This is a genomic window from Flavobacterium rivuli WB 3.3-2 = DSM 21788, from assembly GCF_000378485.1.
In the GTDB taxonomy this organism is placed as follows: domain Bacteria; phylum Bacteroidota; class Bacteroidia; order Flavobacteriales; family Flavobacteriaceae; genus Flavobacterium; species Flavobacterium rivuli.
Genome location: NZ_KB899974.1, coordinates 107,083 through 124,634, shown reverse-complemented (window position 1 = coordinate 124,634; position 17,552 = coordinate 107,083). Strand labels below are relative to the sequence as shown.

Annotated in this window: 14 protein-coding genes; 13 read left to right on the top strand and 1 reads right to left on the bottom strand. The window is 39.1% G+C overall.

Going from position 1 to position 17,552, the window contains the following annotated elements; all coding sequences use genetic code 11:
• Positions 1 to 10: 10 nt before the first annotated feature.
• Complete coding sequence (locus F565_RS0117505; RefSeq protein ID WP_020214547.1) at positions 11 to 1,051, bottom strand: aldo/keto reductase; 1,041 nt, start codon at positions 1,049 to 1,051, stop codon at positions 11 to 13.
• A 274-nt stretch (positions 1,052 to 1,325) separates the two neighbouring features.
• Between F565_RS0117505 and F565_RS0117500 the strand changes: the two genes are divergently transcribed.
• The 13 genes from F565_RS0117500 to F565_RS0117440 all read left to right on the top strand — a co-directional run bounded on the left by F565_RS0117500 (position 1,326) and on the right by F565_RS0117440 (position 17,499).
• On the top strand, positions 1,326 to 2,270 hold the full coding sequence (locus tag F565_RS0117500) for a T9SS type A sorting domain-containing protein (protein WP_020214546.1): 945 nt from the start codon (positions 1,326 to 1,328) through the stop codon (positions 2,268 to 2,270).
• A gap of 135 nt (positions 2,271 to 2,405) precedes the next feature.
• A complete protein-coding gene (locus F565_RS0117495; protein WP_020214545.1) occupies positions 2,406 to 3,350 on the top strand; it encodes a T9SS type A sorting domain-containing protein in 945 nt (314 codons plus the stop codon).
• Positions 3,351 to 3,604: 254 nt separating this feature from the next.
• Entirely contained in the window at positions 3,605 to 5,398 is a 1,794-nt protein-coding gene (locus tag F565_RS0117490; protein ID WP_020214544.1) for a patatin-like phospholipase domain-containing protein, read from the top strand.
• A gap of 4 nt (positions 5,399 to 5,402) precedes the next feature.
• A complete protein-coding gene (locus F565_RS22485) occupies positions 5,403 to 6,338 on the top strand; it encodes a peptidoglycan-binding protein (protein ID WP_020214543.1) in 936 nt (311 codons plus the stop codon).
• Positions 6,339 to 6,602: 264 nt separating this feature from the next.
• On the top strand, positions 6,603 to 7,208 hold the full coding sequence (locus tag F565_RS0117480; protein ID WP_020214542.1) for a TetR/AcrR family transcriptional regulator: 606 nt from the start codon (positions 6,603 to 6,605) through the stop codon (positions 7,206 to 7,208).
• A gap of 390 nt (positions 7,209 to 7,598) precedes the next feature.
• A complete protein-coding gene (locus tag F565_RS0117475; RefSeq protein ID WP_020214541.1) occupies positions 7,599 to 8,741 on the top strand; it encodes an efflux RND transporter periplasmic adaptor subunit in 1,143 nt (380 codons plus the stop codon).
• 11 nt (positions 8,742 to 8,752) lie between these two features.
• Complete coding sequence (locus F565_RS0117470) at positions 8,753 to 11,941, top strand: efflux RND transporter permease subunit (protein WP_020214540.1); 3,189 nt, start codon at positions 8,753 to 8,755, stop codon at positions 11,939 to 11,941.
• 8 nt (positions 11,942 to 11,949) lie between these two features.
• Positions 11,950 to 13,362, top strand: coding sequence for a TolC family protein (locus F565_RS0117465; protein ID WP_020214539.1), 1,413 nt, complete (start codon positions 11,950 to 11,952; stop codon positions 13,360 to 13,362).
• 228 nt (positions 13,363 to 13,590) lie between these two features.
• Positions 13,591 to 15,267, top strand: a complete 1,677-nt coding sequence (gene kaiC, locus F565_RS0117460; protein WP_020214538.1) for a circadian clock protein KaiC — start codon at positions 13,591 to 13,593, stop codon at positions 15,265 to 15,267.
• A complete protein-coding gene (locus F565_RS0117455; protein WP_020214537.1) occupies positions 15,267 to 15,557 on the top strand; it encodes a circadian clock KaiB family protein in 291 nt (96 codons plus the stop codon). Before kaiC ends, F565_RS0117455 begins: the two co-directional genes overlap by 1 nt.
• Positions 15,558 to 15,562: 5 nt before the next feature.
• Positions 15,563 to 15,859 (top strand): circadian clock KaiB family protein, encoded by a 297-nt coding sequence (locus F565_RS0117450; RefSeq protein ID WP_020214536.1) that lies wholly within the window; start codon positions 15,563 to 15,565, stop codon positions 15,857 to 15,859.
• Position 15,860: 1 nt separating this feature from the next.
• Positions 15,861 to 17,108 carry a sensor histidine kinase gene (locus tag F565_RS0117445; protein WP_154652654.1) on the top strand — a complete coding sequence of 416 codons (1,248 nt, stop codon included), beginning with the start codon at positions 15,861 to 15,863 and terminating at the stop codon, positions 17,106 to 17,108.
• Positions 17,095 to 17,499 carry a response regulator gene (locus F565_RS0117440; RefSeq protein ID WP_020214534.1) on the top strand — a complete coding sequence of 135 codons (405 nt, stop codon included), beginning with the start codon at positions 17,095 to 17,097 and terminating at the stop codon, positions 17,497 to 17,499. Before F565_RS0117445 ends, F565_RS0117440 begins: the two co-directional genes overlap by 14 nt.
• Positions 17,500 to 17,552: the final 53 nt, after the last annotated feature.

Here is a 17,552-nt window from a genome sequence, read left to right as displayed (position 1 = left end):
AACGTGTTTACTAATAAAATTTTGGCGGAGGGTTTAGCGTAAGGTTTTGCCTTTGGTGCCAGTATGGATATATCGTGGCAACTTCGCTTGCTTCATCCAGTTTTTTTACCTGGTCTGTGGTAAGGTTCCACCCTATGGCTTCGAGATTTTGTTTAAGTTGCTCTTCGTTTCGTGCACCTATTATTACGCTTGATACCGTAGGGCGTTGTAACAACCAGTTTATCGCTACCTGCGGTACTGATTTTCCTGTCTCTTCAGCAACATCCTCCAGGGCATCGGTTATTTTAAACAGGTGTTCCTTCTCTACTGCACTTTCGGGTACCGGGCTGCCACCATCAGACACCCTGCCTGTATTAGGCCAGTCTTTGCTTCGGCTAAACTTGCCTCCCAGCCTGCCGCCTGCCAACGGGCTCCATACTATAGCGCCTACTTTTTGGTCGATGCCCAGTGGCATTAACTCCCACTCATATTCTCTGTTAGTAAGCGAATAGTAAACCTGGTGAGCCACATACTTATTCCACCTATATTTTTCGCTCACTGCCTGAGATTTCATTAAGTGCCAGCCGGAAAAGTTAGAAGCCGCGATATAACGCACCTTACCACTCTGAACCAAATCATCAAGTGTGCGTAAGGTTTCTTCTACAGGTGTGTTGCCATCAAAACCATGCATGTGGTAAATATCAATATAATCGGTTTTAAGCCTTGTAAGGCTGCCCTCTATCTGTTTTAGCAAATGATGGCGGGACGATCCCTGGTTATTAGGCGCATCGCCAAAAGTAAACGTAGCCTTAGATGATAAGAGCAGTTTATCTCGCTGTAAATGGCTTATGGCTTTACCCAATATATTTTCAGATAAGCCATCGCTGTAAATATCGGCGGTATCAAAAAGGTTAACGCCGGCCTCCATACATATATCTACTAAACGTGTAGCCTCGGCCACATCTGTGCTTGCCCATGCCTTAAAAAAATCGTTGCTGCCGCCAAAGGTAGCCGTACCAAAACTTAGAACCGGAACAAATAAACCGGATGCCCCTAATTGTCTGTATTCCATAATTATAAATTATTAATTTGTAAAGTTATTATTTACTGCTTATAAAATTACATTATAATTTTGTAAAGCAATACACGCAAATTTCAGAATATAATTACAAACTATCTTGTAAATTTAAATGGAATACTTGTAAATTTATTACATGATAAATATAACTGCTACAGACAATAGCAAAGTCATATTTTAGTAAAATTATTGTTGTTTTTGTCATCATATAAGCAAAAAAAATTAGTTCATTTCAGTTATAATAGTAGTTTTGTTGAAAATCACAATCATGAAAAAAACACTACTCTTTGCCTCACTTTTATTTGCAGGCCATTATGCTGCCAGTGCACAGCAAAATATTTCTTTTGAAACATCTGAAGGTTACACAACCGGCGCCCTTCACGGACAGAATGGCTGGACGGTTGAGGATGATGAAGATGGAGGTACCGGCCCAAACAATATAGTAATATCTACAAGCCAGCATAGCGATGGCACTAACTCTTTAAAATTTGTAGCTGATGAAGAGGATAATACCTTACTTTATGATGTTTATAAATTTGTAACACCGGGAAGTACTACATTTAGTATTACACAGGATGTGTTTATTGATGGTATTGACGAAACTGACGGTTCTGATCTTGGCTTTGTTACAGTTGACATACAAGGTGAAAACACAATACCAAATTCTGCTTTTAGCTTTGAATATGACGGAACTATCAGCGTGCTTTCAAATTATGACGCTATTGAAGATGAATATGATTTTGAACAGGTTGGTACATTTCAGGACCAGACATGGTACCATATAAAAACCACATTTAACCTTACTGCAGGTACTGTAAAATATTATTTAAATAATCAATTAGTATATACCGCAACCCTGCCGGCAGGTCAGGGAGTGGATGCAATTGCTTATAAGTTTGATGATTACACCACGTCATTTTATGCAGATAATATTGTAATATCTACAGATGTTGCAGGTATTGATAAAGTGGATGCTACGAAATTTTCGGTATTTCCTAACCCTGCAACAAATAGTGTAACCATCGCCAATAACGGTAATGCAATTGTAAACGGCATTACTATTACAGATTTGAATGGCCGTACAGTAAAAACTTTTACACTAACCGGTGTTGTAAATGCACAAATAAATCTAAGTGAACTTTCGGCAGGTGTTTATATGATGAATATAGCATCTGATAGAGGAACTGTAACAAAAAAGATCTTTAAGCAATAGTAATTCTAGTAACACGTATTAATAAGGCTGAAACTACCCGTTTCAGCCTTATTTTATTTAGGAATATTTAAAAACAATACAAAAAATACTTACTCGTTATTTTTAATATTGTTAGTTTTGCCAAAATTTTAAATTATGAAAAAAACATTACTATTAGCCACGCTTATGCTGGGCGCCCTTACTGGTATTAATGCACAGGAAACAATTTCTTTTGAAACAACTGAAGGGTTTACCCTGGGCCAGTTAAGTGGCCAGAACGGCTGGATTGTTACAGATGATGGCAATGCTACTGCACCAAATGCTATAAATGTTATAGTATCTGATGAATTGGGAACAAACGCCATTAAGTTTCCGAGTACTACTAATATAGACTTTGGCGATATCCATGCATCAAAAATGATTACCCCGGGTAATGTTTTTAGCATTACACAAAAATTGTATGCTGCAGGCAGAGATGTTGACTTCGGATCGGATATGGTATTGGGAACAAGTGCCATGATAGATGGAGAATTAGTACAAACATCCGGTATTGACTTTGACTATGAAGGTCATATTCAGATTTTAACAAGCTACAACGAACCTTTTGATGCTTATGGCTATAGTTATGTTGCTTTACCTGTTAGAAATTTTGATGCTGATACATGGTATACCGTAAAAGAAACGTTTAATATTAATGCTAATACTGTAGATTATTATGTTAACGATGTATTAGTAGGTTCTGGTGTGTTATATAGAGGCGGTGTAGATGCTATTACCTATATGCATGACGCTTTGACTACAGTTCATTATGTAGATGATATTAGTGTAGTTACAGAAACTGCAGGTTTACATAAAGCTATAGCCACTACATTTTCTGTGTCTCCTAATCCGGCTTCAACCGTTATTAACATTACAAACAACAATAACGCACTTGTAAACAGCATATCTGTTACTGACCTGAACGGACGCGTAATTAAAACCAACCAGTTTACCGGTGTTGCTAATGCCGAATTAAACATTGCAGACCTTTCTGCAGGCATATACATGTTAAACATAACATCTAACCAGGGAACTGTAACAAAAAAGGTTGTTAAGAATTAATTAGTCTTAAATAGCTACTTCATACAAAAGCCCGGAAATATAATTTTCGGGCTTTTTACTTATATTGGTAAACCTTAATAATATTAAATTTTCATTATTTTAAACCTAATAAAAAACTTAAGTAACTCATATACTGAAAAATACCTATTGTTAGGTATTTTTTTTATGTCTTATTTATTATATCTTTAAGCTTTAAATTCTTACAATTTATACTCCGTTAAAAAATACAAGCCTATAAATTTAATACACAACAAATGAGCAAAAAACCATTCAGGATAGGATTATGCATGGCCGGGGCAGTATCTGCCGGGGCATATACCGCGGGTGTTATGGATTACCTATTAGAAGCACTTGCCGAATGGGATAAAAGACGTGGTGAGCCGGGAGTGCCTAACCATAGTGTTACCATACCTATTATGGGTGGGGCATCGGCAGGCGGAATGACAGCCCTTTTAGCCGCAAGTACTCTTAACAATACCATTACACCGGTACCTTTGCCTGAACCAGCAAAATTATTAGATGAACACCCCGAAAATAAACTTTACCACAGTTGGGTAGACCTTATAGACGGGGATATGTTTCCGCACATGCTCGAAACTTCAGATATTAAACCGGGCAAAATAATATCAGCGCTTAACTCTGATTTTATAGACAAGATAGCCAATAAAATGATGCGGAGCGATGTAACAAAATGGGTACCTACACCCTCTTATTTTGAAGCTCCCGTAAAAATATTCAGCACCCTTACTAACCTTGAAGGCTTTTATTATTATGCCGACCTAAATTCTGCACAACGCAACGAGGTTCGTAAAGAAAAATACTACATGTCGGTACATAACGACTATGCGTGTTTTGAGGTTATGGATGGCGTGAAGCCAGAAACGGGAGGCCCGTGGATACCGCTCGATTTTAGAAGCGGCAAATATGTTGCTACTGCAAAAGATGCGGCAATGGCCACCGGAGCATTTCCTGCAGGGTTGAAGCCGAGGATACTGGTACGCGAAAAAAAGTATGTAGAGCAAATACCCTGGCTGGATTACGTTTTTAAAAATACACCCTTAACAGATGATCTTGTTACTACCCTTAATGTAGACGGTGGCGTTATAAACAATGAGCCGTTTGAAAAAGTGCGCGACCTGCTTAACGATATTTATTTAAAAGAATATGGTGCAGGCTTTATAAGCGAAGATGCTAAAGAAAAAGCACTGGCAGATATAAACTGCGATTACAACACTTTTGAGAATACAGTGCTCATGATAGACCCGTTCCCGAGTGTACAGGCCGACCCTTTTGTTATGGACTCCGATATTATGACGGTATTGCCTAACACGCTTAGCGCAATGCTATCGCAAATGCGGGCCAAGCCAAAAGAGTATAAGGATGCCATGGTGCTTAACGATGGCAGCAGGTTTATAATATCGCCTTCGCGCATTATTAAAAACCTAAAGGGTGAAGACGAAGAGGTTTTTGGAGAGAAAGCCATTGCCTGCGGTAACCTTTCAGGATTTGGCGGGTTCTTAAATAAGGAGTTCCGCATACACGATTATTATCTGGGAAGGTACAACTGCGAGATATTTTTGAGGGATTACTTTACCGTTCCGGAATCGGCGTTATATAACAACGAGATATTTAAAGAGGGTTATAAAAATGCCGACTGGGCAAAATTTGCATCGGGAGTTACAAAGCCGGAAGAGCAAAAAGAATACCAGATCATCCCGATATTTACCCCACGCCCTGCCCCACGCACCTTAAAGATGCCTGTATTTAGTTCGGGCGAAAACTGGCCAAGAATTAAACCCGAAGATATAGACCGCTTTAAGACACCTCTTAAAAAGCGTGTTGAAAAACTGATACTTAATGTAGCCGATTTGCCCTGGTATCAGGACTTACTATTAATGGGTGGGGCAAAATTATGGCTTAATAAAAAACTTACCAACAAAACCCTTTCGCTTATAAAAGACTCGTTGTATGAATGGTCGCTTATAACGGGCTATACATCAGACAAGGCAGTAGCGAAAGCAAAAGCAGCAAACAACAAAATTCCATAACACTATGTCAAGAGCAAAAGTTTTAGAAACTGCAAAAGCAGAGTTAAATACGGTAGAGAGCCCCGCCGGAAGCAACAAAACAAAGTATGGCGTTTGGTATAACCTTAACGGGCAAAAGTGGTGTGCCATATTTGTAAGCTGGGTTTTTGATAAAGCCGGAAATCCGTTAGGTAATATCCAGACACCAAAAGGCATCCACCATTGCCAGTCGGCACATAACTACTACAAATCTAAAAACAAGCTCACGACAACACCCGAACCCGGCGACATTGTAATTTACGACTGGGAAGGTAACGGCTATGCCGATCATATAGGGATATTTATAAAATGGAAAAATACTGCTAAAACGTTGTTTGAGGCTTATGAAGGTAACACTATTCAGGGTAATGACAGCGATGGCGGTAAAGTAATGGTGCGTGAACGGTCGCGCAATCTGGTAAAATCGTTCATTAACCCGGGGATCTATATAGATGTTGCCATTACCGTGCCCGATGCCGTATTGAGCAATGGTGCAAGAGGATCGGCCGTAACAGTTTTACAAAAATATTTGTTTGATTTAGGATATGCTATAGAGGTAGACGGATGGTTTGGCACCCAGACCGAAGATTTTTTAAAGCAATTTCAACAGGAAAACAATATGGCAGTTACCGGTACTGCAGATACAGTTGTTACAGGCGCACTGCAGGAGGCTGTAAACGATCAAAGGATAGCCCGTGCCAAATTAATATCGGGGAGTTACCTAAAAAAGGGGAGTTCAGGATTTTTAGTTACCGAGGTGCAGAAAGCATTAAACGCTAAAGACCCGCAATTAAATTTACCTGTTACAGGCGTATTTGCAGATAAGACTTATAAGGCAGTTAAGGCTTTTCAGCTAAATAATAATTTGGACGATGATGGTGTGGTTGGCCCGCTTACTTTTGCCAAGTTGGGAATTGTTTAGTGTTTAATGGCAGTCACAATCTTACCTGTTCGAAAAATTGCACATATAATTATATTTTTCAGAGAGATTATATGTCAATTACGATATAACGTATAGAAATATTTGAATATATTTATTTTAAATTTCAAGAATTAAAGCGCTGAAAAACAATAATTTAAAACCTAAAAAACAATCATCTATTATAGCATAGAGAAAATTTATGACAAATTTTTAATTACACATTAATAAAGGTAGTATCTTTGCCTAACGTTGTTAAACGATTTAATGCAAGATACAATGGCCAGTAAAGATAGAATACTAAGACAAAAGGAAGAAACCAGGTGCAATATCCTGAATGCTGCCTATGACATAGTTAAAGAAGAGGGATGGCTTGGTTTGAATATGCGTAAGATTGCCGACAGGATAGAATATACTGCCCCCATTATTTATGAGTATTTTTCGAACAAGGATGCCATACTGAATGAATTAACTAAAAAAGGTTTTTTAGAGTTAACACAAAAGCTTAAAATAGCTAAAGAAAACTCAGCAAGCGCCGAAGAGGGACTTGAGGCAATGTGGTTAGCTTTTTGGGATTATGCTTTTAGCGATAAGGAGCTTTATCAGGTTATGTTTGGTGTAGAAATGACATGTTGCTTAATGCAGTGTGCTGAGGCAGAAAATCCGTACCGATTATTTACTGATACTATTAGTGAAGTTATGGGAAATCCGGCGCACGAGATTGTTAAGCAAAAATATTTTACTTTCTTCTCGATCATACATGGACTAATATCCATAAATATTATAGGTAATGGTTTACCTGTAGAAATGAATACACAAATATTAAGAGATGCTATTAGCGGAATAATACATTCACTAAAAGTAGCAGCATAATTTTTTTGTTGTAAACTTAACGCTGTTAGATTATTTATTAAGCATAAGTATAATAGTAGCATTTTTTTTAACAATTAACTTAACGCCGTTAGATTATTTAAGGCATAATATAAGAGGATAATTACCTTTTTTTTGATTTGCCACTTAACGTTGTTAGATTATTTACAAGGTGTATAACTAACAATTTTTAAGGCAATTATTTGCCAAAGCACTTAACGGTGTTAGATTATTTAATTAATGTAATAATTATGAAAACATTTAATCATTTATAGTTACCCGGAACACTTATTCTATATCATCAATTACACATATAAATACAAAGCAATACCTATATAAATGAAAACAAATATCTCTCCTCAATATAATTTAATCTTCAAAATTCTCGACAACATGAAAATTATCCTTCCCCTTGCCATGTTACTGGCAGCAATGGCCAGTTGTGGCCCAGACCAATCGGCACAACAACAGGCGGTACCAGCCCCTACCCTTCCGGTTGCTACCATCAACAGTGCCAATACAGTTACAGACCAGGAATATCCGGCAGCATTACAAGGCACTGTAGATATAGAAATTCGCCCACAGGTTAACGGTAACCTGGAAAAAATATTTGTAGATGAAGGCGCCCTTGTAACTAAAGGCCAGCCATTGTTTAAAATAAACGAACAGCCTTACCGTGAGCAACTTAATAATGCTCTTGCAAGCTACCATGCTGCCCAGGCTTCCTTAATTAACACCCAGTTAGAAATTGATAAACTTACCCCACTTGTTGCTAACAAAGTAGTATCTGATTATCAGTTAAAAACAGCTAAAGCTTCACACCAGGTTGCACAGGCAAACCTTGAGCAGGCTAAAGCAATGGTGGGCAGTGCAAAAATTAACTTAGGCTATACCCTTATTACAGCACCGGTTGGTGGCTATATAGGCCGTTTACCAAAAAAACAAGGCAGTCTTATTGCGGTAACAGATGCTGAGGCATTAACCAAACTATCTGACGTTCATGAGGTTTATGCTTACTTTTCTCTTGGCGAAGCCGACTTTATTAAGTTTAAAGAGCAGTATAGCGGTAATACTATAGACGATAAAATTAAACATCTTACACCTGTGTCATTAGTACTTGCAGATAATTCTGATTATCCTGTAACAGGAAAAGTGGATATGGTAGATGGCCAGTTTGATAAAAACACCGGAGCTATTACATTAAGGGCAAAATTTGCCAATGCTAAAGGATTGTTACGCTCTGGTAACACAGGTAAAATACGCCTTAGCCTGCCCCATGAAAATGCCATTATTGTACCTCAGTCGGCTACTATAGAAATGCAGGATAAAGTTTTTGTTTTCACTGTAAGCAAAGATAATAAGGTAACTAAAATGCCAATTACAGTTATAGGAAAGAGAGGTACTGATTACTTAATTAACGACGGTGTAAAATCCGGCGATCAAATTGTACTTAGCGGTATCGATAAACTTCAGGACGGACAAGTAATACAACCTGAAAAAGCGGGTAAAGTTGCCCAAGTAATTAATAAAAAATAATTTTTACGACAATGTTCAAAATATTTATACAAAGGCCGGTACTGGCAACCGTTATCTCCATCTTATTGGTGATTATGGGTATACTGGGGCTTACAAAATTACCTTTACAACAGTTTCCTGACATTGCCCCACCATCTGTATTAGTTACAGCTGTTTATCCGGGAGCAAATGCCGAAACAGTTTTACGATCTGTTGCTCCGTCATTAGAAGAATCTATAAATGGTGTTGAGAACATGACCTATATGAGCTCTACAGCCAGTAACGACGGTACATTAGCCATTACAGTTTTCTTTAAACTGGGCACAAATGCAGACCAGGCTGCTGTAAATGTACAAAACAGGGTTGCGCAGGCAACAAGCCAGTTACCGGCAGAAGTTGTTCAGCAGGGTGTTATTACCGCTAAGCAGCAAAATAGCTTTATCATGGCTATAGGTTTATATACCGAAGACGAAGCTAAATACGACCAGACTTTTGTTGCCAATTATGCTCAGATAAACATTATCCCTGAGATAAAACGTATACCGGGCGTAGGTTCGGCTGCTATTTTTGGAGGTACAAAAGATTACTCAATGCGTGTATGGCTAAACCCTACGCAAATGGCAACTTATAATGTTGCGCCAAATGAGGTTATGGCAGCTATACAGGACAAAAGCTTAGAAGCTGCCCCAGGTAAATTTGGAGAAAGAAGTAAAGAAGTTTTTGAATATGTAATTAAATACAAAGGAAAACTTACTAAACCGGAAGACTACCAAAACATTGCAATACGATCTGACGCAGACGGATCTGTACTACGTTTAAAAGATGTTGCAAGAGTAGAACTTGGTGCTTACTCATATAACAGTTTAACACGCTTAAACGGTAAAAAAGGAGTTGTAATGGGTATTATCCAGTTGGCTGGTTCTAACTCTAACGATATTCAGGTTGCCATTAATAAATTGATGGTTAAAGCATCTAAAGATTTTCCTACCGAAATAAAACACAATATATTTTACAGCACAAAAGTTTCGTTAGACCAGTCTATCGAGCAGGTAGAACATACACTACTCGAAGCTTTTATTTTAGTATTTATAGTAGTATTTATATTCCTTCAGGATTTTAGGTCTACTTTAATACCGGCAATTGCTGTACCGGTAGCCATTTTAGGAACATTCTTTTTCATGCAGCTTTTTGGTTTCTCAATAAACCTGCTTACGTTATTTGCCTTAATCCTGGCCATTGGTATTGTGGTAGATGATGCTATTGTAGTTGTAGAGGCGGTGCATGCCAAAATGGAGCACAAAGGACTGTCTCCTAAAGTAGCAACACAGGAAGCCATGCACGAAATTACAGGTGCTATTATCTCAATCACGCTGGTAATGGCTGCCGTATTCCTTCCGGTAGGCTTTATGGAAGGTTCAACCGGGGTATTTTACCGCCAGTTTGCCTTTACTATGGCAATTGCAATTGTAATTTCTGCTGTTAATGCATTAACGTTAAGCCCTGCCCTTGCCGCTTTGTTCTTAAAAGATAACCACAGCGCTCACGACGGAGAAGCTCCATACGCTAACAAAGGATTTAAAGAAAAGTTCTTTATAGGTTTCAATAATAGTTTTAATGCATTAACAAACCGCTATGTAGGTGGTATAGCTTTCTTAATACGTAATAAATGGGTTAGCCTGGGCGGCCTGGCATTAGTTACCGTGGCTACCGTTGTAATGGTAAAAACTACTCCTGCAGGATTTATACCTACAGAAGATCAGGGCTTTATTGCCATATCAGTAAACACACCATCCGGTACTTCGCTTGATGGAACCCAAAAAATAATGACAGAAGCTGAGAATACCTTAAGAGGCCTGGATGCTTCAAGGTTTGTAACGGCAATCTCCGGTTTCAACCTGCTTACAAATTCTACAAGCCCGTCATCGGCAGTTGTGTTTGTATTGCTTAAGCCAAATGAAGAACGCGGCGATGTTAAAAACATAGACGAAATTATGAACCAGGTTCGTGGCAAATTAGGTGCCATTTCAGGCGGTAGTTTCTTTGTATTCAGCTTCCCTACAGTACCGGGCTTTAGTAATGTTGAAGCGTTAGATTTAGTATTACAGGATAAAACCGGCGGTAAACTGGATAAATTTAGCGGCATCTCTCAGGGCTTTATAGGAGAATTAATGAAACGCCCGGAAATAGCTGTGGCCTTTACAAGTTTTAAAGCCGATTATCCTCAATTACAATTGGACATTAACGATGCAAAGGCCGACCAGTTAGGTGTAAAAGTAAAAGACATTTTACAAACTATGCAGGCTTACTTTGGTAGTGCACAGGCATCAGATTTTAACCGCTTTGGTAAATACTACAGAGTTGTGGTTCAGGCAGATATTCAGGACAGGGCAGATCCGTCGGCTATAGACAGGGTATTTGTAAAAAACAAAAACGGCGAAAGTGTTCCTATAAATACCTTGGTAAAACTAACCCGTATATATGGTTCTGAAACAGCTTCGAGGTATAACCTTTTTAACTCTATCTCTATTAACGCAATTCCTAAACCGGGATTCAGTTCGGGAGATGCCATCAAGGCAATTGAAGAAGTTGCGGCACAAAACTTACCGGCAGGATATAGTTATGAGTTTTCCGGGCAAACACGCGAGGAGATTTCTTCCGGAGGACAGTCTGCTACGATTTTCTTATTATGTCTTATCTTCATTTACTTCCTGCTTGCAGCGCAGTACGAAAGTTACATCCTGCCTTTAGCAGTAATCTTATCAATCCCTGCCGGAATATTCGGAGTATTTGTAGCCATAGGCTTAACAGGAATAGAAAATAACATTTATGTACAGGTTGCACTGGTAATGCTTATAGGGCTCCTCGCTAAAAATGCGATCCTTATTATTGAGTTTGCATCGCAGAAACGAAAATCAGGACAGGCATTGGCTAAAGCTGCTATAGATGCTGCCAAGCTGCGCTTACGTCCTATCATCATGACGTCGCTTGCCTTTATTGTAGGTTTAATACCCATGATGAGTGCCACAGGACCATCTGCACAGGGTAACCACTCTATTAGTATAGGTGCTGCAGGAGGTATGATATCGGGTGTAATATTAGGTTTGTTCATCATCCCTGTATTATTCGTCATCTTCCAGTACCTGCAGGAAAAAGTGGGCAAAAAACCACAGGCAGTAATCAATAACGAAGCAAAAGCTGCAAATGCCGCTGCATCTATTTAATCATAATCATGAAAAAGTATATAACAACGTATTCAGTATCCCTTTTACTGATACTTATAACATCCTGCAAAATATCTAAGGATGTAGAGACTCCTAAAGATGCCCTGCCGGAAACATACAGGGATGTAACATCTACAGATACTACCAGCATTGCAGACCTGGACTATAAAACCTTTTTTACAGAGCCTACCCTGCAAACGCTTATAAGCAATGCCGTTGCTAAAAACAACGACCTGCTGGTAGCCCAAAAGAATATAGAAATTGCACAATTGCAATACAGGCAAACCAAGTGGAACAATGTGCCCAACGTTAATGTAAACGTAGGTGCTACTTCTACAAATCCGTCGCAAAACAGCCTTAACGGTATAAGCCTTAGCCAGTTTTTAGGCCAGAACCATATTGACGATTTTACTGCTTCGGCAGGACTATCATGGGAGGCTGACATCTGGGGTAAGATAAAAAACCGCAAGCGTAGTGCACTGGCACAATACCTGCAAACCGAAGAAGCTAAAAAAGCACTGCAAACTACTATTGTATCTACTGTAGCAAAGGGTTTTTACAACCTGCTTATGCTTGATGCCCAACTGGAAATTGCTAAAAAAAACGTAGCACTTAATGAAAGGACGCTGACCATTATTAACCTGCAATATGATGCAGGCCAGGTAACATCGTTAGCTAAACAGCAAGCCGAGGCACAACGTTTAGTTGCGTCTCAGCTGGTGCCGGAGTTAGAGCAAAACATTGCCATACAGGAAAACGCGTTAAGCGTACTGGCGGGCAGTTTCCCTAAAGCGGTAGAGCGTAAAGTGGTATTAAACAACATTGCATCAGGCAATAATTTAACGGCAGGTGTACCTTCATCTTTAGTAAGCCATCGCCCGGATGTAAAAGCTGCAGAGCTTGCCATACTGGATGCAAATGCTAAGGCAGGTATTGCAAAAGGAAGCCTTTACCCATCGTTAGTAATATCTGCAACTGGTGGCGTAAATGCCTTCGAAGCCAGTAAATGGTTTAATATTCCTGCTTCGTTGTTTGGTATTGTGGGCGGTAGTATTGCACAGCCACTATTAAACGGAAAAAGGCTGCGCACAGAATATGAAGTTGCTAAAGTGCAGCGCGAAAAAGCAGTAATAAACTTTCGTCAGCAGGTATTAGTTGCTGTACAGGAAGTATCTAACTCGCTAATAAAAATAGAGAAACTGGAAACAAGCTATGGTATAGTTGCCAACAGGGTAAGCACGTTGCAAACCGCAGTGGGCAATGCCGATATGCTTTTCCAGAATGGTATGGCAAATTACCTGGAGGTAATTACTGCGCAGGGCAACTTACTGCAAAGTGAGCTTGAGCTTGTTGCCCAAAAGAAATCGAGGCTTGAAGCCGATGTAGAGCTTTACCGCTCTCTTGGCGGAGGCTGGAGATAATTTTTCGAGGTTTTGTTTATTGAGAGAGGGGCGATCTGTAATGGGTCGCCTATCTTTTTTTTTATAGTAGACACAAAATAATTCTTACAAAAAAATAGAATAATTATATGTTAATGCGTAAAGTCATTCTAAATGATTACCTGAAATTTACATTTTGTTATAATCTGACTTTAAATGGTTAGATTTGGATAATATTTTAAATCAGGTACCGTGCAAGAAGCAAATATCATGACGAATGAAAATGACAAGTTTCAATTCCCGAAGACGCCAACAGGAATAGAAGGGCTTGATGAGATTACCGAAGGCGGGTTTCCTAAAGGCCGGCCTACCCTTATATGTGGCGGCGCAGGATGTGGTAAGACACTACTGTCTATGCAGTTTTTAATTAAAGGTATAACAGAATATAATGAACCGGGAGTTTTCATGTCGTTTGAAGAGCCCAGTAATGACCTTTCTTTAAACGTAAAATCTCTTGGTTTTGACCTTGAAAAACTTAAGGCCGATAAAAAGCTGGTGGTGGATTATGTGCGTGTAGAACGTTCTGAAATTGAAGAAGCAGGAGAATATGACCTTGACGGACTCTTTATTCGCCTTGCACACGCCATAGATACGGTAAAAGCTACCCGCGTGGTGCTTGACACTATAGAGTCTTTATTTTCGGGGCTTGATAACCAGGCAATTTTAAGGGCAGAGCTGCGCAGGCTTTTTCATTGGTTAAAAGAAAAAGGCGTTACTGCGGTAATAACCGGAGAGCGCGGAGAAGCAACATTAACACGCCAGGGACTTGAAGAATATGTATCGGACTGTGTTATAGTATTAGACCACAGGGTAATAGAACAGGTTTCTACACGAAGGCTGCGTATAGTAAAATACCGCGGGTCTACCCACGGCACTAACGAATACCCTTTCCTTATAGACGAAGATGGTATATCTGTATTACCTATTACGTCGCTAAGACTTGATAATGAGGTATCATCGGATATTGTATCTACAGGGGTTCCCGGCCTCGACAGCATGTTTGCAAGCGGCGGTTTTTACCGTGGTAGTAACATATTAATATCGGGTACGGCAGGTACTGCTAAGACCACTATCGCCGCTTACTTTGCCGAAGAGCAATGCCGCAAAGGCGAACGTACCGTGTTTTTTGCCTTTGAAGAATCGCCACAGCAATTGGTGCGTAACATGAAGTCTATAGGTATGGACCTTGATAAATATATACAGTCAGGACTTTTACAAATACACTCTTCCCGCCCATCATTAAACGGATTAGAGCTGCACTTGCTTAAGCTTCGCAAAATGATTAAAGATTTTAAACCCACAACAGTTATAATAGACCCTATAAGCAACCTTATAAGCGTGGGCAGCGAGCAGGAAGTACGCTCTATGCTGGTACGTTTAATAGACATGCTTAAGTTTAATAATATCACCGCCCTGTTTACTTCACTTAATAAACAAAACGAAAACTCCAGGCCTGACCTTGCCGAAGAATCGGTTTCATCGTTAGTAGACACTTGGGTTACAGTGCGTGATATGGAAGGTGTAGGAGAACGCAACCGTGGGCTGTTTATAGTAAAATCGCGTGGTATGGGCCACTCTAACCAGGTGCGCGAATTTGTAATTACGGCTAAAGGGATAGAATTGCTTGATATAGAGATGGGTCCTAATGGTATATTGACAGGCACCGCCAGGAAAACCAATCAGCTTAATAAAGAAGTAACCGAGGTTACCCTGCAAAACGAACTGGAACGCAAAGACCGTGAGATTGCCCGTAAGCGTAAATTACTTGAAGCCAATATTGAAGCGCTTAAAAACGAGTTTGAATCGGTTGAAGAAGAACTAAGCATCTTAAAAGCTACCGAAGCCTTGCAGGCAAAGGTGTCTTTAAATAATAAAGAAATTAGATAATGGCAGAAAAAGTAGCCGAATGGCAATTAATGCTTTACATAGCCGGGCAAACGCCAAAGTCTATCAAAGCATTAAATAACATAAAAAAATATGCCGAAGAACACCTTAAAGGTATTTACAGCATAGAGATTATAGACCTGTTGCAAAACCCGCAACTGGCAGAAGGTGACCAGATACTTGCAGTACCCACACTGGTTAGGAAATTTCCTGAGCCAATACGCAAAATTATAGGCGACCTTAGTAACGAAGAAAGGGTACTTGTAGGATTAAACATTAAACCCTTAACTTAATTAAATTGGAAAACGGCCAAAACAGCACTGCCGAATCTGGGAGACATGAGTTTTTACTTTTTGTTTCGGGCATGTCTGTTAAATCAGGCCACGCCATAGAAAACCTGCGCAAAATTTGCGATACTTACCTGCCCGGCAACTTTGAGATACAAATCATAGATATAAGCCGCGACAGGGAACAGGCAGTAAATTATCAGATTGTAGGCATCCCCACCTTAATAAAAACAGCCCCGAATACACCCCGAATTATTATGGGTGATTTGTCGGATACCGAAAAAGTTTTAAGAATACTTGACCTTTAATTTGGAAGATAAAGATTTACATATAAGCCACCTTGAACAGGAAATTGAAACCTTGCGCAGCCAGCTGGATGATGCCAATAATATTATTGATGCCATCAGGGATGGATCTGTAGATGCATTGGTGGTACAGAAAGAAGGCAAGGCAGAGATATACTCTATAGAAAGTGCTGATTATACGTACCGTATCCTTATCGAAAAATTTGGAGAAGGTGCATTAAGTATCTCCGACGATGGGCTTATATTATACTGTAACGACTATTTTTCTCAGCTTATAGGCATTCCAGCAAGTAAAATTACCGGCAGCTATTTTACAGAATATGTAAACTCTCACAGGGATTATGTAAGGCTAAAGAATTCGTTAAATGACGGGCCTGTTAAGGGAGAATTTACATTGAAAGGTAACGACAGAAACATCCCCGTTTACATATCTTTAACCGACCTGCACCCTACTGTACCTGCTATTGGCGTTGTAGTTACCGACCTTTCTGAAAAGAAAGGGCACGAACTGGCACTCGTAAAGCACCAACACGAACTGGAAGATAAAATTCATGAATTAAATGCCAGTAACACCAGCCTGGAGCAATTTATACATGTTATATCGCACGACCTTAAAGAGCCGTTGCGCAAAATATTAATGTATACTGCACGCCTTAATGGTAGTGAGGAAAATGAGGATGCCGTTTACCACAATATTATTAAATCATCGGCATTACGACTAAACTCGCTGGTAGATGACCTTGTTAAGTATGCTTTTATAGCTAATAAAGATGAGGAATTAAAAATATCCTTAGACGAAGTTTTAAAAGAGGTTATCGACGACCTTGAAATTACAATACAGGAAAAAGCTGCCATTATAGAAAGTGACAGCCTGCCCGTAATAAAGGGTTCAAAGGTACAAATGAGGCAGTTGTTTTCTAACCTTATTATTAATGCCATTAAGTACAGTAGAGAAAATGGTATACCTGTAATTAAAATTAAATATGCGCATGATATAGTTACCGAAGGTAAAATTAAATATCATAAGGTTAGCATAACAGACAATGGTATAGGAATGGAAAAAGCCCATATAAGCAAAATATTTACTATCTTTCAAAGGTTGCACATGCGAAACGAATACTCCGGAAACGGAATTGGCCTTGCCATCTGCAAGAAAATAATGGAAAACCATAACGGACACATTACTGTAGAAAGTATAATAGGAAGTGGCAGCACCTTTAACCTTTATTTCCCTGTAAATGATATTAACTAACCTACATATTGTAATTGCAGAGGATGATCCTGATGATGGCATGCTTGTAGTTGAAAGTTTTACCAGGAACGATTTTTATGCAAAGGTAAATTTGGTTAATAACGGAGAGGAATTAGTTGAGTACCTAAAGAACAATACTAACAATATTCCCGACATTATACTTACCGATATTAACATGCCCATAATGAATGGTATTGAGGCTTTAATTCAAATTAAAGATAATTCAGAATTTAACAAAATACCATGTTTTGTGTATTCTACATCAATAAACCCGTCTTATGAAGCACGGGGCAGAGAACTTGGTGTAAAAGGGTTCCTTATAAAACCATTTAGCCTTGAAGAATTTGACGATATTCCTAACAAAATTATTTCTATCCTGGATAACGCATAGATTTATAATTACACACAAAATTATAAATACTGGTTTTATAAAGTTGTAACAAA

Excerpts from the sequence above, each read along its gene's own strand:
- F565_RS0117505 (WP_020214547.1), bottom strand. The coding sequence starts at position 1,051 with ATGGAATACAGACAATTAGGGGCATCCGGTTTATTTGTTCCGGTTCTA.
- F565_RS0117500 (WP_020214546.1), top strand. The coding sequence starts at position 1,326 with ATGAAAAAAACACTACTCTTTGCCTCACTTTTATTTGCAGGCCATTAT.
- F565_RS0117495 (WP_020214545.1), top strand. The coding sequence starts at position 2,406 with ATGAAAAAAACATTACTATTAGCCACGCTTATGCTGGGCGCCCTTACT.
- F565_RS0117490 (WP_020214544.1), top strand. The coding sequence starts at position 3,605 with ATGAGCAAAAAACCATTCAGGATAGGATTATGCATGGCCGGGGCAGTA.
- F565_RS22485 (WP_020214543.1), top strand. The coding sequence starts at position 5,403 with ATGTCAAGAGCAAAAGTTTTAGAAACTGCAAAAGCAGAGTTAAATACG.
- F565_RS0117480 (WP_020214542.1), top strand. The coding sequence starts at position 6,603 with ATGCAAGATACAATGGCCAGTAAAGATAGAATACTAAGACAAAAGGAA.
- F565_RS0117475 (WP_020214541.1), top strand. The coding sequence starts at position 7,599 with ATGAAAATTATCCTTCCCCTTGCCATGTTACTGGCAGCAATGGCCAGT.
- F565_RS0117470 (WP_020214540.1), top strand. The coding sequence starts at position 8,753 with ATGTTCAAAATATTTATACAAAGGCCGGTACTGGCAACCGTTATCTCC.
- F565_RS0117465 (WP_020214539.1), top strand. The coding sequence starts at position 11,950 with ATGAAAAAGTATATAACAACGTATTCAGTATCCCTTTTACTGATACTT.
- kaiC (WP_020214538.1), top strand. The coding sequence starts at position 13,591 with ATGACGAATGAAAATGACAAGTTTCAATTCCCGAAGACGCCAACAGGA.
- F565_RS0117455 (WP_020214537.1), top strand. The coding sequence starts at position 15,267 with ATGGCAGAAAAAGTAGCCGAATGGCAATTAATGCTTTACATAGCCGGG.
- F565_RS0117440 (WP_020214534.1), top strand. The coding sequence starts at position 17,095 with ATGATATTAACTAACCTACATATTGTAATTGCAGAGGATGATCCTGAT.